At 43.9% G+C, this 17,377-nt stretch carries 12 protein-coding genes; 4 read left to right on the top strand and 8 right to left on the bottom strand.

Going from position 1 to position 17,377, the window contains the following annotated elements; translation table 11 throughout:
* The first annotated feature begins 132 nt into the window (after window positions 1-132).
* The gene (locus E0485_RS20895) at window positions 133-579 is read left to right on the top strand and encodes a DUF2621 family protein (RefSeq protein WP_132420019.1); all 447 of its coding nucleotides are present in this window, start codon (window positions 133-135) and stop codon (window positions 577-579) included.
* Window positions 580-730: 151 nt separating this feature from the next.
* A complete protein-coding gene (locus tag E0485_RS20890) occupies window positions 731-2,080 on the top strand; it encodes a dicarboxylate/amino acid:cation symporter (protein ID WP_132420018.1) in 1,350 nt (449 codons plus the stop codon).
* A 128-nt stretch (window positions 2,081-2,208) separates the two neighbouring features.
* Here E0485_RS20890 and E0485_RS20885 read toward each other — a convergent pair whose 3' ends face one another.
* Genes E0485_RS20885 through E0485_RS20870 form a run of 4 tightly spaced genes read right to left on the bottom strand, consistent with a single transcriptional unit; the run spans window position 2,209 to window position 5,449 of the window.
* Complete coding sequence (locus E0485_RS20885; protein ID WP_132420017.1) at window positions 2,209-2,844, bottom strand: ABC transporter permease; 636 nt, start codon at window positions 2,842-2,844, stop codon at window positions 2,209-2,211.
* 18 nt (window positions 2,845-2,862) lie between these two features.
* Complete coding sequence (locus tag E0485_RS20880; RefSeq protein ID WP_132420016.1) at window positions 2,863-3,846, bottom strand: ABC transporter ATP-binding protein; 984 nt, start codon at window positions 3,844-3,846, stop codon at window positions 2,863-2,865.
* A gap of 25 nt (window positions 3,847-3,871) precedes the next feature.
* Entirely contained in the window at window positions 3,872-4,777 is a 906-nt protein-coding gene (locus tag E0485_RS20875) for a glycine betaine ABC transporter substrate-binding protein (RefSeq protein ID WP_235857661.1), read from the bottom strand.
* Window positions 4,778-4,807: 30 nt separating this feature from the next.
* Window positions 4,808-5,449, bottom strand: a complete 642-nt coding sequence (locus tag E0485_RS20870) for an ABC transporter permease (RefSeq protein ID WP_132420015.1) — start codon at window positions 5,447-5,449, stop codon at window positions 4,808-4,810.
* 286 nt (window positions 5,450-5,735) lie between these two features.
* Here E0485_RS20870 and E0485_RS20865 point away from each other — a divergent pair, with 286 nt between their 5' ends.
* On the top strand, window positions 5,736-7,370 hold the full coding sequence (locus E0485_RS20865; RefSeq protein WP_132420014.1) for a glycerol-3-phosphate dehydrogenase/oxidase: 1,635 nt from the start codon (window positions 5,736-5,738) through the stop codon (window positions 7,368-7,370).
* A 66-nt stretch (window positions 7,371-7,436) separates the two neighbouring features.
* Window positions 7,437-8,927 (top strand): glycerol kinase GlpK, encoded by a 1,491-nt coding sequence (gene glpK / locus E0485_RS20860; protein ID WP_132420013.1) that lies wholly within the window; start codon window positions 7,437-7,439, stop codon window positions 8,925-8,927.
* Between the two features lie 70 nt (window positions 8,928-8,997).
* Here the strand turns inward: glpK and E0485_RS20855 are convergent, their stop codons facing one another.
* The 4 genes from E0485_RS20855 to E0485_RS20840 all read right to left on the bottom strand — a co-directional run bounded on the left by E0485_RS20855 (window position 8,998) and on the right by E0485_RS20840 (window position 17,376).
* On the bottom strand, window positions 8,998-10,701 hold the full coding sequence (locus tag E0485_RS20855) for a methyl-accepting chemotaxis protein (RefSeq protein WP_132420012.1): 1,704 nt from the start codon (window positions 10,699-10,701) through the stop codon (window positions 8,998-9,000).
* Window positions 10,702-10,947: 246 nt separating this feature from the next.
* Window positions 10,948-12,306: an NAD-dependent malic enzyme gene (locus E0485_RS20850; protein WP_407944867.1), complete on the bottom strand. Its 1,359-nt coding sequence runs from the start codon at window positions 12,304-12,306 to the stop codon at window positions 10,948-10,950.
* A 197-nt stretch (window positions 12,307-12,503) separates the two neighbouring features.
* A complete protein-coding gene (locus tag E0485_RS20845) occupies window positions 12,504-15,404 on the bottom strand; it encodes a VWA domain-containing protein (RefSeq protein ID WP_132420010.1) in 2,901 nt (966 codons plus the stop codon).
* Window positions 15,388-17,376, bottom strand: a complete 1,989-nt coding sequence (locus E0485_RS20840) for a vWA domain-containing protein (RefSeq protein ID WP_132420009.1) — start codon at window positions 17,374-17,376, stop codon at window positions 15,388-15,390. The genes E0485_RS20845 and E0485_RS20840 overlap by 17 nt, the downstream gene beginning before the upstream one ends.
* Between the last annotated feature and the right edge of the window lies 1 nt (window position 17,377).

Raw genomic sequence — 17,377 nt, 5'->3', positions numbered from 1 at the left:
TACCCCTTTACATCCGATTCAATATTCCCAATTGTACATGGAATGTCGCAAGAATGCCAGAATTAAGCTTAGTTAGGGATTGGGTTTTGCGCTCGTATCTAGTATAATATACCAAGTGAGGTGAGAACTTTAATGGTACCAGAGTTTAGTGTTGGTGTAGGTTGGATGACAGTCTTTTGGGGATTCGTACTGCTATTCTTTATGTCGATTGGCGGCTTCTTCATGTTTCGCAAATTTCTGAAAGTATTGCCGAAGGCTGACGGGAAATCCAAGCTTGATTGGCAGAATCATTATGTCGAGGCTTCTCGTCATTTATGGACCGATGAATCCAAAGCTATGTTAGATAAGCTAGTTTCACCCGTACCCAATGCCTTTCGCGATATTGCACGTCATTCGATCGCAGCCAAGATTGGGCAAGTAGCACTTGAGGATCAAGCGACATCCGTCACAACGGCGCACTGCATTCGAGGCTATATTCTAGCTACTCCCAAACGTGACCATAACTTCTTAATGAAGTTTCTTGATAAAGAAGGCATTGACTACGGCGAATTTAAAGAATATTTGCAAGCGGCAAAATAAACTAACAACTTGTTAAGAATAGAAGCTGTTCATTCCCAAGTACCTTATGTACTGCGAGTGACAGCTTCTATTCGTTTAACTCACGACATAATCATGTATCGAAGCACTAAATTTATTCCAACTAAACTTATTGGATTGAGGAGGCATTCGCATGATTTATGTGACTTGGGCTGTATCCATTATCATTGTTGCTCTCTTGTACTTTTTAGGAAGAACCAAGATTGGCTTCGGATGGCGCGTCCTGCTAGCGATGATACTAGGGGTAGCGGTCGGTTCATTCTTTGGCAAAGATGCGGCTGACATCGGTTTATTCGGCACCATCTATATCAGTCTGATCAAAATGATTGTAATCCCGCTTGTATTTGCGAGCATCATCTCCTCTATGACAACTCTTACGGATCCTAAGCAGCTAAGAAGTATCGGGGGCAAAACGGTTGCGATTTTTATTGGCACAACCGCAATTGCAGCAACGATCGGACTAATTATTGCGCTCTTGCTTAATGTCGGAGGTGATTTTCCGAAGGGCTCAACAGAAGGGTTTGAGAAGCGTGAAGTGCCGATTTTCGCCAAAATTATTACGGATAATATTCCTTCTAATCCAATCTCCGAAATGGCTAACGGCAAAGTTATTCCTGTTATTATATTTGCCATCTTTATCGCTGTCGCCATTATCGTGGAAGGTGCTAGAAGACCAGAAGCAGTTAAGCCAGTCAAGGATTTCATCCAATCCTTCGTCCAAATCATGTTCCGAGTTACCAAGTTCATTATTAAGCTAACCCCATATGGCGTATTTGGACTTATGGCCGTAATGGCATCCAAGTATGGATTCGATTCACTCAAAGGACTGGTCAGTGTAGCCATCGCAGTCTATGCAGCATCCTTGCTTCACATGCTGCTCACATACGGCAGTCTCGTTACTTTTGTTGCGAAAGTGAATCCACTGCGATTCCTACGCAAAATATATCCGGTTATTGCCGTCGCCTTCACAACACGAAGCTCCTATGCGACGCTACCTGTCAATCTGGAGACGATTACCAAACGTGTCAAAGTGTCTGAGCGTGTGGCTTCCTTCGTTGCCCCACTTGGTGCGACGATTAATATGAATGGTTGCGGAGGACTCTATCCTGCCATCGTGGCCATCTTTGTCGCGAATGTGTATGGGGTTCAGCTAGGATTTGTTGATTACCTGATCATTATTGGTGCAGCAGCTATTTCATCTGTAGGTACTGCAGGCGTTCCAGGTCCCGCTTCTATCTCAACAACAGTGGTATTGGGTGCGGCAGGGCTGCCAATCGAAGGTATGGCTCTTGTTCTCGGGATTGATGCGATTCTCGATATGGCTAGAACAGCTGTGAACGCTTCAGGCACAACCGTATCCGCTCTCGTTGTCGGTGTTTCCGAGAAGGAATTCGACCGTCATGCGTTCAACAGCAACAATGTTGATGAGGATTTAGACAACTATTCCTCTGGGCGTAGAATCAAAGGTAGGGTAAAAGCGTAGGTTAATCCCCCCTAAACTAACGCTGCTAAAAACGTCAATAAGGTCATAACGCATAAAACCACTCCACAGTAATGTTGGGTTAGTCGACATTACCTATAAGGAGTGGTTTTGTTATATGTATCTTAGTTTTACACAAGTTCCCCTCTCGCTCTGCGGGACATTCTGCGCTCCAGAGCCATTAGCAATTGATTCGCAGCTATCGCTAAAACAGACACCATAATTGTTCCCCATAGCATTTTGGCCATATGGTTCTGATACAGCCCTTCAAAAAGAATGACACCAAGTCCACCCGCATTAATCCAAGCGGCAATCGTAGCGATCCCAATTGTCGAAACAGTTGCAAGTCGAAGCCCGCCCAGAATAAGAGGAAGTGCCAGTGGCAATTGTATGTACACAAATAAAGCCTTCGCGTCAAGCCCCATTCCCCTTCCCGCTTCGATAATTGCCGAATCGATCGATTGAAATCCGACCATTACATTACGAACGAGAATGAGCTGGCTATAAGCAACAAGCGCAACAATCGCTGTCTTCGCACCTAGCCCAATCAAAGGAATAAGAAAAGCATACATAGCTAAGCTCGGAATGGAATATAGGATCCCTAACAGCGACAGCACAGGTACGGATATCCATTTGTATCGATTTAAAAACAAACCAACAGGCACTGCGATTACGAGTGCAATCCCAAGTGTACTAAGCGTCAGAAGGAGATGCTGGATAAGAAGCGTCCAAATTCGAGCATAATTATGAACCATATATTCAAGCAAGTCGTTCACCATCCCCTATTAGGTAGCAGGCATCACTTTGCTTATGGCAATATAAGCCTTTAACTGTTCGAAGGTAATGCGTCCAATTGGATGATCACTGCTATCGGTCACGACTACCGAAGGATAGGAGCTATTCAATATTTCATTTAATACGAGCCTTAGGCTATCACTGCTTTGTACCATTGACTCATCGGGATGGCTCGGCTCTTCGATTGGGATCATCACTTTGTCCGCACTCATTAGACTGAGCTGCTGCACAACATCCTCTGATTGCACGAGCTGACTTACAAATCGGTTAGCAGGACGGGTCATAATCTGCAGCGGAGTGTCGTACTGCTGAATCACGCCATCTTTCATAATCACGATCCGATCCCCTAGCTTAAGCGCTTCTTCGATATCATGCGTAACGAATAGGATTGTAGTGCGAAGCATCTTCTGGATACCGGTGAGTTCTTCCTGCAAGCTGCTCCTCGTAATCGCATCAATCGATCCAAATGGTTCATCCATTAACAAAATCGAAGGATTGCCTGCCATCGCTCTTGCCAGTCCAACTCTCTGCTGCTGACCTCCAGATAACTGTCTGGGATAACGCTTGCGATAATCAGACGGATTCAAATGAACAAGCTCCAATAATTCATTGACTCGATCGGCGATCTTCTGTTTATTCCAACCTAGAATTCTAGGAACTGTTGCGATATTCTCTTCAATGGTCATATGGGGAAATAAGCCGATTTGTTGAATGACATAACCGATGTCCCTGCGCAGCTCATTTACGGAAATTCGGTTAATATCCTGACCATGGACCAGAATTCGACCTGAAGTGGGTTCGTACAGTCGATTGACCATTTTGAGCAGGGTTGTTTTACCGCATCCCGATGCCCCTAGGATTGTAATAAAGCTTCCTTCTGGTATATGCAAGGTCGTTTCCTGCACGGACGGATTGGCAGCACGGGGAAACTGCTTCATGACCTTATCAAAAACAATCGCGTCCGAGTTCAGCATGGCTAGCACCTCCATCACTTATTGATCATTTCACTTTCTTGAGCAGCATCTGCTTCTCAAGGAATTCTTTGGCTACTTCCGCATACTCACGTTTCTTAATATCCACTTCCGCATTCAATTGCTGCATCGTTTGGTCATTGATTTTACTTGAAATTTCATCAAGCACTTGGCGTACATTCGGATCTTTGTCAAGAATTTCTTGCCTGATGACAGGCGCTAGATAATAAGGTGGCCATAACTTCTTATCATCCTGCAGAACGACAAGCTCAGGATTTGTTAATTCCCCATCCGTTGCGAACGCCACCGTCAAATCGGCTTCATCATTAAGCACCACTCGATATTTAACGCCATAATCGAACAGCTTCATCGTCTTGAATGGAAAATCGCCATAAACACGCTTTAACCCAAGCAATCCGTCCTCACGTTCTTCAAACTCCGGGACAGCAGCTAATCGGATATTCGCAGCATTCTTCTGTAAATCAGATATCGTCTTAATGCCATACGCATCAGAAATTTTCTTCGATACAGCAAGTGCTTGCGTATTGTTCGCATTCGAAGGTGTCAACCAGACCAGATGAAATTGCTCTTTATAGAATTTAGCCACCTTATCGTATACTTCCTTGGCATCTGATAGGGGCTTTTCCTGCATAATATTGATGAGCCCAGTACCTGTGTATTCAGGATATAAATCAATCTCACCCTTCTTCAAAGCTTCATGAGCGACAAGTGTTCCAGCCAGATTGAGTTTACGCTCCACTTTATATCCATTATCCTCTAGTGCCAGTGCATACATTTCGCCTAAAATCAGATTCTCGGTAAAATTTTTCGAACCAATTTTGATCGAAAGCTGAGATGAATTGCTGCTGCAACCCATTAATAGACTGGATAAAATGGCAATGATACTAACAATTAGCCAAGTCTGTTTTCTCAATTTTACTCCCCCCTTAAAACCCCATTCGATTTACTTCACATGCCGAGTCATAAGACTCTCAACCCCGGAGAATACAACCTCAGATACAATCGTGAGCAGAGCAATCGGAATTGCGCCTACCAGCAGCACGTGGAACTTATTCATTCCAAGGCCATTGATGATAAATGTACCTAGCCCCCCTCCCCCGATAAAAGCTGCAAGCGATGCGCTTGCGATCACCTCAATGCTTGAGGTTTTGACCCCAGCTAGCATCACTGGCATCGCAAGAGGTAATTCAATTCTGGTCCATACCGTTCGCTTGCTCATCCCCATGCCCTCCGCTGATTCAATAAGGGCCGGATCGATTCCTCGAAATCCAAGAAAAGTATTAATGAGGACAGGCGGACAAGCCAGAATCGTCAGTGCGATCAAGGCTGGTTGGAAGCCAGTTCCAATTAATGGCAGCATAAGAATCAGAATAGCTAAGCTGGGTATGACTCGAATGGCATTCATCGTATTCATAATGGAAGTGGCAATTCCCTTATGCTTTGCACACCAGATGCCAATCGGAATGCAAACAAGCAGACTAATGACTAGTGCACATAAGCTCAAGGCTAAATGCACCCGGAGTTCTTCCACAAAGCGATCCATATGCTCCAGAAAATACTGATAGGTTTGCATGAGCAGAGCCATTGCATTCCACCACCTAGTCCATAAAGAACTGAATATTATCATTCATATTCTTCATTCTTAAGCATCATGATTAATCACCTATGGCGCTTTTAGGACAAATCAAAACTTTTTTGCATCAAAGGTCGGCATGCCCCCTTGTAAATACTAGATAAGTGACATATGATTAATATCACAAGTACATATTTCAGGTCGGAGAATATGAGAGACCGTTTAAGCCGTTCATGGAAGCATGAATCTTGGGCTTACTCGGTCTTTTTTTGTATTTTTCGTATGGGGGGAAACGGTAATGACACACACATTCTCAAGCTTGAATCGGCAGTCGATTATTCAGGATTTACAGAACACCACTTATGATATGCTCGTAATCGGAGGCGGTATTACAGGCGCAGGTATCGCACTCGACGGTGCTGTTCGCGGTCTGAAGGTTGCTCTGATCGAGATGCAGGATTTTGCTGCAGGCACTAGCAGTCGCTCAACTAAATTGATTCATGGGGGGCTACGCTATCTGAAGCAAGGTGATGTTGCTTTAGTACGTGAAGTAGGCAGAGAACGTGCGATTCTTTTTGAAAATGCCAAACATCTGGTTAAGCCTGAATGGATGCTGATGCCAATTATCCGTGGAGGCACTTACGGTAAATTTTCGTCCTCAATCGGTATTCTCATTTACGACTGGTTAGCTGGCGTTAAGAAGGAAGAAAGACGTCAGATGCTGAATAAAGCGGAAACGTTATCCAAAGAACCCCTCTTGCGTCAGAATGGATTGATCGGGGGTGGATATTATGTAGAATATCGTACGGATGATGCGCGATTAACCATTGAAACGATGAAGACTGCTGTTGCAAAAGGTGTAACGGCCATCAATTATGTGCATGCGGAATCTCTTGAATATACAGAAGGAAAATTAACGAGCATACGTGCCAAGGATCTGAATACAGGTGAACCATTCCAAATCACCGCAACCAAAATCATCAATGCAACAGGACCATGGGTAGACACTTTGCGTGAGCTTGATCATTCCAAGCAAGGCAAGAGTCTTCATTTGACTAAGGGCGTACATATCGTCGTAGATCAAAGCAGATTCCCTCTTCGTCAAGCGATCTATTTTGATACAAATGATAAGCGAATGGTATTTGCCATACCAAGGGACGGTAAGACGTACATCGGGACAACAGATACAAATTATACAGGCGATATCAAGAATCCTGAGCTTACGAAGGAAGACAGTGAGTATTTAATCCAATGCGCTAACGATATGTTCCCTAGTCTAAAACTGACTGTCAAAGATATTGAATCCAGCTGGGTTGGTCTACGTCCACTTATTCATGAGGATGGCAAATCTCCATCTGAGCTTTCGCGTAAGGATGAAATTTTTGTTTCCAAATCAGGTCTAATTACGATAGCAGGCGGTAAGTTAACAGGTTATCGTAAAATGGCGGAACGCATAGTCGATCTTGTCTGTAAACAACTAAGCAACGAGACAGGCAACCAATATCCAGCTTGCACAACAGACAAGATCAAACTGTCAGGCGGGGAATTTAAAGTTAATTATAAATCCTATAAGGAAGCATGGACCAACAGAGGAATTGAGCTTGGTTTGTCCAGACCGCAAGCTGATGCACTTGTTCAGCGCTATGGTAACAATGTGGAGGAGGTATTCCGTCTCATTCCAACAATGCAAGAAGCAGCGCAACAGTATCGGACAGATGCCAGCGTACTTGCCTCATTGCAATATGGCATTGAGTCCGAAATGGTAGTCCGCCCGTTAGACTTCCTGAATCGTCGCTCATCTGCTATGAACTTTGATCGACCAGGTGCACGCCTTTGGATGGAGCCAGTTATTCGCTACCTAGCCGATCAATTCAATTGGGATGAAGCAACGCGAGCTGAATATACACAAGAAACAAAGGAAGCTTACCTATAGGCATTCCGGAGCTGATTATGATATATTCGTAACGGAGCAGTAAGCAGTTAGTAAAGGATGTGACGTATGAATAGGTATATTTTAGCGATTGATCAAGGAACGACAAGTTCTAGAGCTATCCTGTTTAATCAGAAAAGCGAAATAATTCATAAATCCAGTTTAGAATTTACGCAGCATTTCCCACATCCAGGTTGGGTAGAACATGATGCGCAAGAAATATGGGCATCTGTATCCTCAGTTATTACAAGCTGCTTGATCGAGTCCAATGTAGAGGCAAGCCAAATTACGGCAATCGGAATAACGAACCAGCGTGAAACAACGATTGTATGGGATCGACATACGGGCATTCCTATCTATCATGCTATTGTTTGGCAATCCAGACAAACTCAAAACATAGTTGACGAACTGCGAACGCAAGGTCATGAAACTTTGTTCAGAAATAAAACTGGTTTACTCATCGATGCTTATTTCTCGGGAACGAAGGTCAAGTGGATTCTAGATAACGTTCCGGGCGCTAGAGATAAGGCCAATAACGGTGATCTGCTGTTCGGAACTGTAGATTCTTGGCTGGTATGGAAGCTGACAGGCGGGCAGATTCATGTCACGGATTATTCCAACGCCTCGAGAACTTTAATGTACAATATTCACGAGCTTAAGTGGGATGATGAATTGCTGGAGATTCTAACGATTCCAAAATCCATGCTTCCGGAAGTTCGTTCCTCATCAGAAATATATGGACATACAGTGCCTTCCAACTTTTTTGGGCAGAGCGTCCCGATTGCAGGGATTGCGGGCGACCAGCAGGCTGCATTATTCGGTCAGGCTTGTTATGAAGAAGGTATGGCCAAAAATACATATGGAACAGGCTGCTTCATGCTCATGAATACTGGCAGCAAGGCTGTGATGTCTGAGCATGGACTTCTTACAACGATTGCATGGGGATTAGACGGTAAAGTGGAGTATGCGCTTGAAGGCAGTATTTTTGTTGCTGGCTCAGCCATACAATGGCTGCGAGATGGGCTGCGGATGTTCAAGGATTCCGGTGATAGCGAAGCCTATGCTGCACGTGTAGATTCGACTGATGGCGTATATGTCGTTCCCGCATTCGTCGGACTCGGCACACCTTATTGGGACAGCGAAGTCAAAGGTGCTGTCTTCGGTCTAACACGTGGAACTACGAAGGAGCATTTTATCCGGGCGACCTTGGAATCACTCGCTTACCAGACCAAGGATGTGCTGATGGCAATGGAAGCCGACAGCGGCATCAAGCTGCAGAAGCTGCGGGTTGATGGCGGCGCTACAGCTAATCGCTTCCTAATGCAATTCCAGAGCGATATGCTGGGAGTTCCTGTAGAGAGACCTAAGGTCAGTGAAACTACAGCACTTGGAGCAGCCTATTTAGCAGGTCTTGCCACACAATATTGGAACAGCAAGGAAGAAATCACTTCCCTGCTGCAAATCGATCACTGCTTTACGCCTGTAATGCCTGACAAGGAAATTGCTGAGCTGTATACTGGCTGGCAGAAGGCTATCCAAGCAACAATGATTTTTAAATAAAACTTATATATCATACAAAAACACAGCGGATCAGGTAGATCGTTTACCCGAACCGCTGTGTTTATTTTCATTAATTAATCTTAAATTGATTAATAACCCGATCCAAATCACTAGATAATTGGCTTAGCATCATCGAAGAACTCTTGACTTCTTCCATCGAAGCTAATGATTGCTGAGTTGATGCTGCAACCTGACGGGAGTTGTCAGTTGACTTCTCTGCGATGTTAAGCAAAGATTGAGCTGTTGCCAGCACCTCTTCTGATGATGCGGATATCTGCTCAACAAAGGCAGATACAGATAGCATGCCCTTGGATACTTCTTCAATTTGTCCAGAAATATCGCCAAACATTTGACCTGCCTCTTGAACTGTTTTGAGCCCACCCCGTGCATATTCTGTGCTTTGCATGTTCTGTTTCACGAGTTGTGCAGTTTCATTGCTGATGTTCCCAATAATGGAACTTACTTTTACAGAGGCATCCTTCGTTTCTTCTGCAAGCTTACGAATTTCATCTGCTACAACAGCAAAGCTCTTGCCATGCTCGCCTGCTCTCGCAGCTTCAATTGTAGCATTAAGAGCTAGCAGGTTCGTTTGTTGCGCAATCGACGAGATGAGCTCCATGACTTTATCAATTTCTTTCATTTGCATCCCTAGATGATTCATGCGAGTAGAGGTATTCGTTACTTGTTCAGTCAGGTTCTCCATTGCATGAACAGATTGCATAACCACTTCATTACCGGACTTTGCCTTGGAGCTTACGAGCATTGTTGAATTCGTTACATCTTCGCTGCTAGTCGCAATCTGTTGGGCGCCATCTGCCATTTCCTCCATTGCACGTGAGAGCTCTTGAATGCTATGAAATTGCGTTTGCAAGCCATCATGAATCTCTGCTGTAGCGTTAGCAGACAGTTCACTCGCACGGCTAGTCTGCTCAGAAGAGGCAAGCAGTTCCTCAGAGGAGTCTGCAACTTGTTTGCTGGATTCTTTCACCTCATGTACAATGCCTTGCAGATTCGAGACCATAAGATCAACCGACTGTGCAAGCACGGCAATTTCATCCTTGCCTTCAATTCCTAATCGCTCTATACGCAGATCGCCTGCAGCAATCAGTTTGGCATGAGCAGATGCTTTACGAATACCACGGGACATGAAATTACCAACCCAAGCCCCAATTGGAATCGATATAGCTAATCCAGCAACAAGAATAATGATGGTAATAATAGTTGCCCATTCAGCTTCCTTTTTAAGCTCGCCAATCTCATCCTCTGCTTGCTTAGAAATATCCTTGGAAATCTGATCTAAAGTCTTATTGATCTCATCCCATGAATAGGAATATGCAGTATGCAGCTGAATTGCGGATTCCAGCTTCCCTTGATCTAGAACGCTAATGATCTGCTTCTGCTGTTCATCGAATGTTTCTAGAGTTCCCATTAGCTGATCGGACTGTTCCTTGCTCATATACTGCTTTAAATTATTCAATAGTTTTTCAATTTCTGCATATCTTTGATCGATGTCGTTCTGCATATCCTCTTGAAATATAGAATCGGGTTTTAGCAGCATTAACAGAACATCGCGTTCTACCGTCTGATTTTGTGATTTAAGGACATTAATATCCCTAACAGGGACGAGTCTATCCTCATACATACTCTTGAATATATTGTTTAAATTATACAACGTTGAAATAGATGAAATCCCGATCACTAACGTTGTTAGTGAAATCAAACCAATAAGCAATAGTACTTTTAATTTTACCGAAAGATTATAGAACCATTTCATGACAAAACCTCCTAAGATGTGAGCAGCGATTTAGTAGAATGAATGAGCAAAATGAAGTAGAAAAGTCCACCTCGTTAGGATTACATAAGAAAAAACATCTAACCTCCTATATATCGGAGGGACTTATAGAAATATGAAGAATGAGGAGTTTTAAATTTTATCAACTCGCAGAGCTGAAGCAGGCATCTCTTTAGTTAGTATGAACTAAAGGATGCCTCTCCATTTGTTTACTCATCTATCTTTTCATTATCTGAACTCTCGTGGAATTTTCTTAGCTACACCTGTTTCAATGGCAGCTTGAATCACATTTTTCCGAACACTAGGGACAACCTGAGGATTGAATACGCTCGGAATAATATTTTGCTCATTCAACTCTTCATCAGAGACAATCGAAGCAATGGCATATGCTGCTGCGAGCTTCATCTCTTCATTGATCATGGTCGCCTGACAATCAAGTGCTCCTCTAAAAATACCCGGGAAGCACAGTACATTGTTCAACTGGTTCGGATAATCCGAGCGCCCAGTCGCGATAATACGTACATAACCTTCAGCGTCTTCTGGTTTAATCTCAGGATCGGGATTCGCCATCGCAAATACGATCGCATCTGGTGCCATTTTCTTCACATCTTCAACTGATAGCACGCCCGGACCAGATAATCCAATAAACACATCCGCGCCAACAATCGCATCGCTAAGCGTACCTGTTACGTGATTCGGATTCGTATGATTCGCATACCATTGATGCATAGGATTCGTATAAACGCCATCTCTATGAAGTACACCTACTGACCTTGTGACACCAATCACATTCTGAACACCAGCTGCCAGCAGAATTCTCGTGCATGCGATACCCGCAGCACCCGCTCCGCTAAATACAACTTTGATGTCAGACATTTGCTTACCAACTAACTTCAGCGCATTAATAAGCCCTGCTAGCATAACAACTGCCGTTCCATGCTGATCATCATGGAAAACAGGTATGTCTAACTCCTCTTTCAACCTTTGCTCAATTTCAAAGCAGCGTGGAGATGAAATGTCCTCCAGATTAATCCCGCCAAATACAGGCGCGATTGCCTTTACAATCTTAATTATTTCTTCCGTATCCTTCGTATCTAAACAGATTGGGAATGAATCCACATTCGCCATTTCTTTGAAAAGGATTGCCTTGCCTTCCATTACTGGCATAGAAGCTAGTGGCCCAATATCACCCAAGCCCAATACGGCCGTTCCATCCGTTATAACTGCCACTGTGTTTCGTTTGATCGTGAGCGAATACGCCTTGGAAGGATCCTGCTCAATAGCTGTACACACACGTGCTACGCCTGGTGTATACACATGAGATAAATCTTCTCGATTCTTAACAGTTACCTTGGATTTAACCTCTAGCTTGCCACCTAGATGCATGAGGAAAGTTCGATCCGACACGTTTATCACTTGGACGCCAGGTACTTTTGCAATGCTATCAATCAACTGCTGTTCCAGACTTTTACTTGCAATTCCAACGGTAATGTCCCGTATGGTGGATGTTTTGCGATTGCTAACCATATCGATGGCAATCACATCTCCACCTGCGTTATGTATAGACTGAGCTACATTGAAGAACATGGTTTCGTTACTAATTTCCAAACGAACGATTACACTGTAACTTCCACCAGAGGTAGACAATTAAAATCCCCCTTTAAAGCTATATGTTTTTCAATATTATACGGGTACAAGCAATGCGAAGCAAATGACTTTTATCAACATTATTGAACTTTGGTGAAATAAAATAGGCTTCAGAATGAATCAATTAGAGGCTATAATTACCGCCCTTTTCGCTGCTTGGCTGCAAGTAATCGATTAACTGTATTGTCCGATCTATCCTCTGTTCGAGGCGACTTCTCACCTTGATGCGATTTAACCGCTGCTCTTGGCTTTGATTGTTGAAATTCTTGACTTTGACGTTGTTTATTAAGGGATTCATCTGTCAGATTTGGAATTGGTCCCCCTTCATTCTTCTTCCTACGGTCCCCATAGAATTGATCGGTTTGCTGCTTGCGCTGCTGCAATCGTTCGATTCGATTAGCTTGCGCGGATTGCTGCTGCAATGCCTGTGCTTCTCGTACTGCTTGTCGCTTCTGATAACCATTAAGCGCCCATGAATAAACAGATTCCCATCTAATGGATAAACGTCTAACCGCAATGTCCAGCAGCCATAACATAAGTGCTAGAATAAGCAGCAAACGTCCAAGATCATACAACTGTTTACTTGGTACTGTCTCACCCGCAAAAACTTGCTCAGGCTGATCTAGTGACAGCATTCGTCCTTCTGTAGTCTTCGTTAACTGGGCTATGGCTTGATCAGTCATCACTCCACTCGATATTGGAATTCGGTACTCAGGAGAATAAGGAACTACAATGCCAATATTTCCTGCGAGACCATCCGTCAGCGAACTGCCATTCTGTATAGGGGTCAAGTTAATCACATAAGCACCAGATTGGTTCAGCGGAACACTCCCCTTATATTCTCCTGGCGTTGTTTGCGTCAGCAATACCTCCTGTGAATTCAGCTTGTCATCTGTAACGACAGCCTTCAATTCATCCCACACGGCATCAGAATCTGTTGCAGTCACATGCAGTGAAATTTCATTACCATTCATAACCGTATTCACATCATAAGGAGAAGCGACGAATTGAGGAAAAGTCCATTTAACCATTTGTGTAAAGACCTGTGAAAATTTGCCCCACTCGATCCAATCCTTCGACCATTTTCCCGTTAAATCACTAGTCCAAGCTACCGATCGTCCGGAACCATATTGCCATCTAACCAGCAATGGATCTGGCTCAGGACTAACCAAAATCGACTCTGCTGCTTCCTTAGCAGTCGTTGCCACATAAGCCTGAATTGACGGAACACCATCCACGAACATCTGACTCCAGTCGTTCATCGTTGCAATCGCTGGTATAAATGGTTGATTAACGATATAGGATCTTGCCATCATAACCGCCTCTCGACTGAATATCGCTGGAAGAGTCGATTGATCATTCGTTTGATAAGCGCGACCCTTCGCTTCCTTCGCTAACCATTCAAGGAACTGTACATCGGTATCTTGTCCAATACCAACCGTTGAAAGTGTAATCTGATGCTGAGTCATATCCTTTAACATATCTTGATAACCAGGATCCGGTCCAGACTGGCCATCTGTAAGCAGAATCATATGCTTACGCTGCGCACTCAGCTCCTTAAGCTGATCATAGCCAGTTTTCAACGCAGGATAAATCTCCGTCCCGCCTTGTGACTGAATCGACTTGATTTTATTTATGACTTCATTTTTATCCGTAAGTTTCTGTGGCTCTACAACCCACCAAGGCTGCGAGTCAAAGGCTACCACCCCAACAGTATCCTTAGCCCGCATTAATTCGACCGTACGCATCGCGGACTCTTTGGCAAGCTCTATTTTATCACCCGACATACTGCCCGAACGATCGATGACTAGGATCAGACCTAAAGAAGGTATCTCCCGCTTCCCCTCAAGCTCCATTCGGACAGGCAATGCCTTCTCAATCGGAGTTTTATAGTAGCCACCCATTCCAAAGCTGTCTTCTCCACCAACCATCATCAATCCGATTCCGTACGAACTAACCGCTTTCTCAATCATTTCCATCTGCAAGCCGGAAAAACGATCGGCAGATACATCATTCAGAATAATACTGTCATAAGCTGTTAATTTAGCTAATTCATGAGGAAAAACCTCTGGTGCTATAATTTCATACTCAACGATTCCTGACTCCAGTGCTGCAGTAATATTCGAAGATAGATTCGGTTTACCCTCTACGATTAGCACCTTGGGTGAACCAATCACTTTGCTAAAAGCATAGCCCACATTATTTACGGCTTGTTTGTCGCCATCCATATAGATTTCTGCACGATATTGATGCAGACCCGTTGTTTTTGCTAAACTTTGCAATACGAACTGATTCTCGCCACGCGAGACTTCAACCGGCATGGCGGCAAGTTCCCGATTATCTTCATAAATTCGCAGCTCGCCAGTTCCAGCTATTGTACTTCGAATTGCTACTTCAAAGGCAAACTTCTCTGCTTGATACAGTTTCTCTGGAAGCTTTAGCGACTCAATCGCTACGTCATTTGTCACTAGTCTTGGAACTTGCAGTACATCAATTGGCACGCCACGATCCTTGAGCATTCTAGCTTGTCTTTGGGCACTGCCAATATTCTCTTCCCCGTCCGTCACAAGTACAATTCTTGAAGCTTCTGGATTGGACAGCAGACTACTCGCTACCTGCAACCCTTGCTCCAAATTGGAGAACTGTGGACTGAGTTTAGCAGATGGACTGAAGTCAGAAGGCTGATTCGTCATGCTTCGCTCGATGACGGCTTCAAGTCCAGTGGAGATAACAGCAAACTGATCGTTCTCTTTTTTATACTGAACGGATTGCTTTAACCAATCTCTAATTCCTGCGTCTTCTGGCATACTATCGGAACGGTCAATAACATATACAATCTGTTTTTCCTTATGCAGGACAAAGGTTTGCATACCTGCAATGGCTAGAATCAAAAGAACAATTAGCAAAGTTCGGAGCGTAAAGACAAGCTTCTTCCGAAATCCATTCAATCTTTGATCTTTCTTATAGAAAAACACGATAATTGGAACTATCAGCAATAAGAGCAACAGCACCCATGGATGATCAAATTGAATTCCCACGCTGGTACACCCCCCACTCTAACAGCAGCAATGCCATAATGAATAACGCTAACCAAGTCGTAAGCTGCATTCCAGAAGGGGTATTTGAATCATCAGCAAGCATTTGGTCAGCTGCAATCCCCTCTGCTTGATTCATATTCTTGATTTGAAAGCTTAACTTCTCCTGCTGCAGTACATTGGACTCTGCGGCATCCATTGCAACTTCTGCAAGTGCATACGAAATACGGACTCCAGCAGCATCATACTGCTCTAATTGATATAAACCAGGTATAGCAGGAACTGTCTGATACGCCGTCACGCCAGACGTTTGAGACTGCTCCGAGGAAGCTGAAACTGTTTGTTTAGAAGCATCAATATTGCTGGTTAGCTGCTTCCATTCCACTCGCGCAGCTCTTGGAGATAATGGAATCTCTTTAGTCGATCCTGCTGTTAAACGTCCTAATGTTGTCATCCGGGATTCACTTAACCAATCGATGCTGTTACGTACCAAGATTGGAAACTCCGATCGAAGCGGCAAATCCGACTGATGCAAATCAAAATTAAATGTTAAACGTGGCTGACCTTGCTCTGTTCCGGCAAATATGACAGGATTCTCACCAAGCTTGATAATGGGCTGTCCCCAAGAGACAGATTGAATATCATCCAGCTGAGCTATATGAGTGTCTGCCATCCGTATGTATCGGTTTATTGGATGTTCGTCAATTTCAAATGTACTTGTAATTGGAGCTATTTGCTTTGCAGTTGTACTTCCAATTCGCCATACAGGATGCTGCGCAATTAGTTCCTTCCATTCTGTTGATTCAATGTAAGGATCGGCCACATGATCCAAAATGACCATATCCAATTTCGTATCAGGTACGATAATCGTATCTTTTGGCATATCAGCGAAATTTTCACTATTGCCATCTGATGGAATTTGGATTTTCACCACTTGGGCTCCTGATAGCTGCAATGCCTTTTCCAAAAATAAATTACCTTCCGTTACTAGCAAAACTCTTGCTTGACCTTGATCAGACAAGAAGGCATACGCCCTGTTGTCAGCCTGTATGCTATCTTCTACATCCAGTTGCAACCCATAATACGACGCGACTGGCAAATTAGTAAATTGAAGTGTTTGTTGTTTCCCTGGTTCGAGTGTAAGGGTATGCACTTCACCAACTTGGGCTTCTTCACCGATTGTTAGTACAGCATCCATGGTGCGAGTGATGCTTGACCAATTGCGGATTACAGCCACGCCTTGCACCTTATCCGCAGCGCCAGATGCTGGCAATTTGACACCGAACTGAGCAATCGCGATATTATCACCTGTTCCAACAATGGATTCCACACGCACAGGAACGTTATATGTAATGCCTGCTGATTGTTCAGGCCACTGTTCATCGGTATAAACAACAATCTCTGCATCCTTCTCCAATCGAGTTAGGGAGCTTGCTAATGACATGGTCTCGCGATAGGCACTAACGCCATAATTCACAGTTAATTGATCAATCGATTGAAGCACCAGATTCTTATCCGTTTGCCGTGACTCCAAGAGTTCAGGCTGATCAGCGATTCGAATCAGTGTAATTTCACTCTTGCTAGCTGGTCCATTTACGAATTCTCTGAGCTTCGACTTCATCTGATCAATCCGAGCATTTGAGTCACCTCGATTATTCTGCATATCAGTCGCACTCATACTAGCTGAGGTATCAACCACAAGAACGAGATGTGATTTTACCTCCTTCTCATAGGGAATAACCGGCTCCATTAGCGCCAGTACGAGGAGTGCAGCAATCAACATTTGAATCCAAAATAACATTTGATTACGAAGCTTCTGCCAAGGCTTGTTCGCTTCCAAATTACGAAGCACACGATTCCACAGCATATGGCTGGGTACTACGGTATCGACATATTTACGTTTAAGTAAATACATCACAATAATCGCGCCTAACGCTACGATAAATCCGATGCTCGCGAATGATCCAAACCGCATG

This window comes from Paenibacillus albiflavus, assembly GCF_004344915.1.
GTDB lineage: Bacteria > Bacillota > Bacilli > Paenibacillales > NBRC-103111 > Paenibacillus_AM > Paenibacillus_AM albiflavus.
This window is presented reverse-complemented; position numbering and strand designations above follow the sequence as displayed.

Coding starts and splice junctions, on each gene's coding strand:
- E0485_RS20870 (WP_132420015.1), bottom strand. CDS start 5,449: ATGGCTCTGCTCATGCAAACCTATCAGTATTTTCTGGAGCATATGGAT.
- E0485_RS20850 (WP_407944867.1), bottom strand. CDS start 12,306: ATGTTCTTCAATGTAGCTCAGTCTATACATAACGCAGGTGGAGATGTG.
- E0485_RS20880 (WP_132420016.1), bottom strand. CDS start 3,846: ATGCTGAACTCGGACGCGATTGTTTTTGATAAGGTCATGAAGCAGTTT.
- E0485_RS20840 (WP_132420009.1), bottom strand. CDS start 17,376: ATGCGGTTTGGATCATTCGCGAGCATCGGATTTATCGTAGCGTTAGGC.
- E0485_RS20890 (WP_132420018.1), top strand. CDS start 731: ATGATTTATGTGACTTGGGCTGTATCCATTATCATTGTTGCTCTCTTG.
- glpK (WP_132420013.1), top strand. CDS start 7,437: ATGAATAGGTATATTTTAGCGATTGATCAAGGAACGACAAGTTCTAGA.
- E0485_RS20855 (WP_132420012.1), bottom strand. CDS start 10,701: ATGAAATGGTTCTATAATCTTTCGGTAAAATTAAAAGTACTATTGCTT.
- E0485_RS20865 (WP_132420014.1), top strand. CDS start 5,736: ATGACACACACATTCTCAAGCTTGAATCGGCAGTCGATTATTCAGGAT.
- E0485_RS20895 (WP_132420019.1), top strand. CDS start 133: ATGGTACCAGAGTTTAGTGTTGGTGTAGGTTGGATGACAGTCTTTTGG.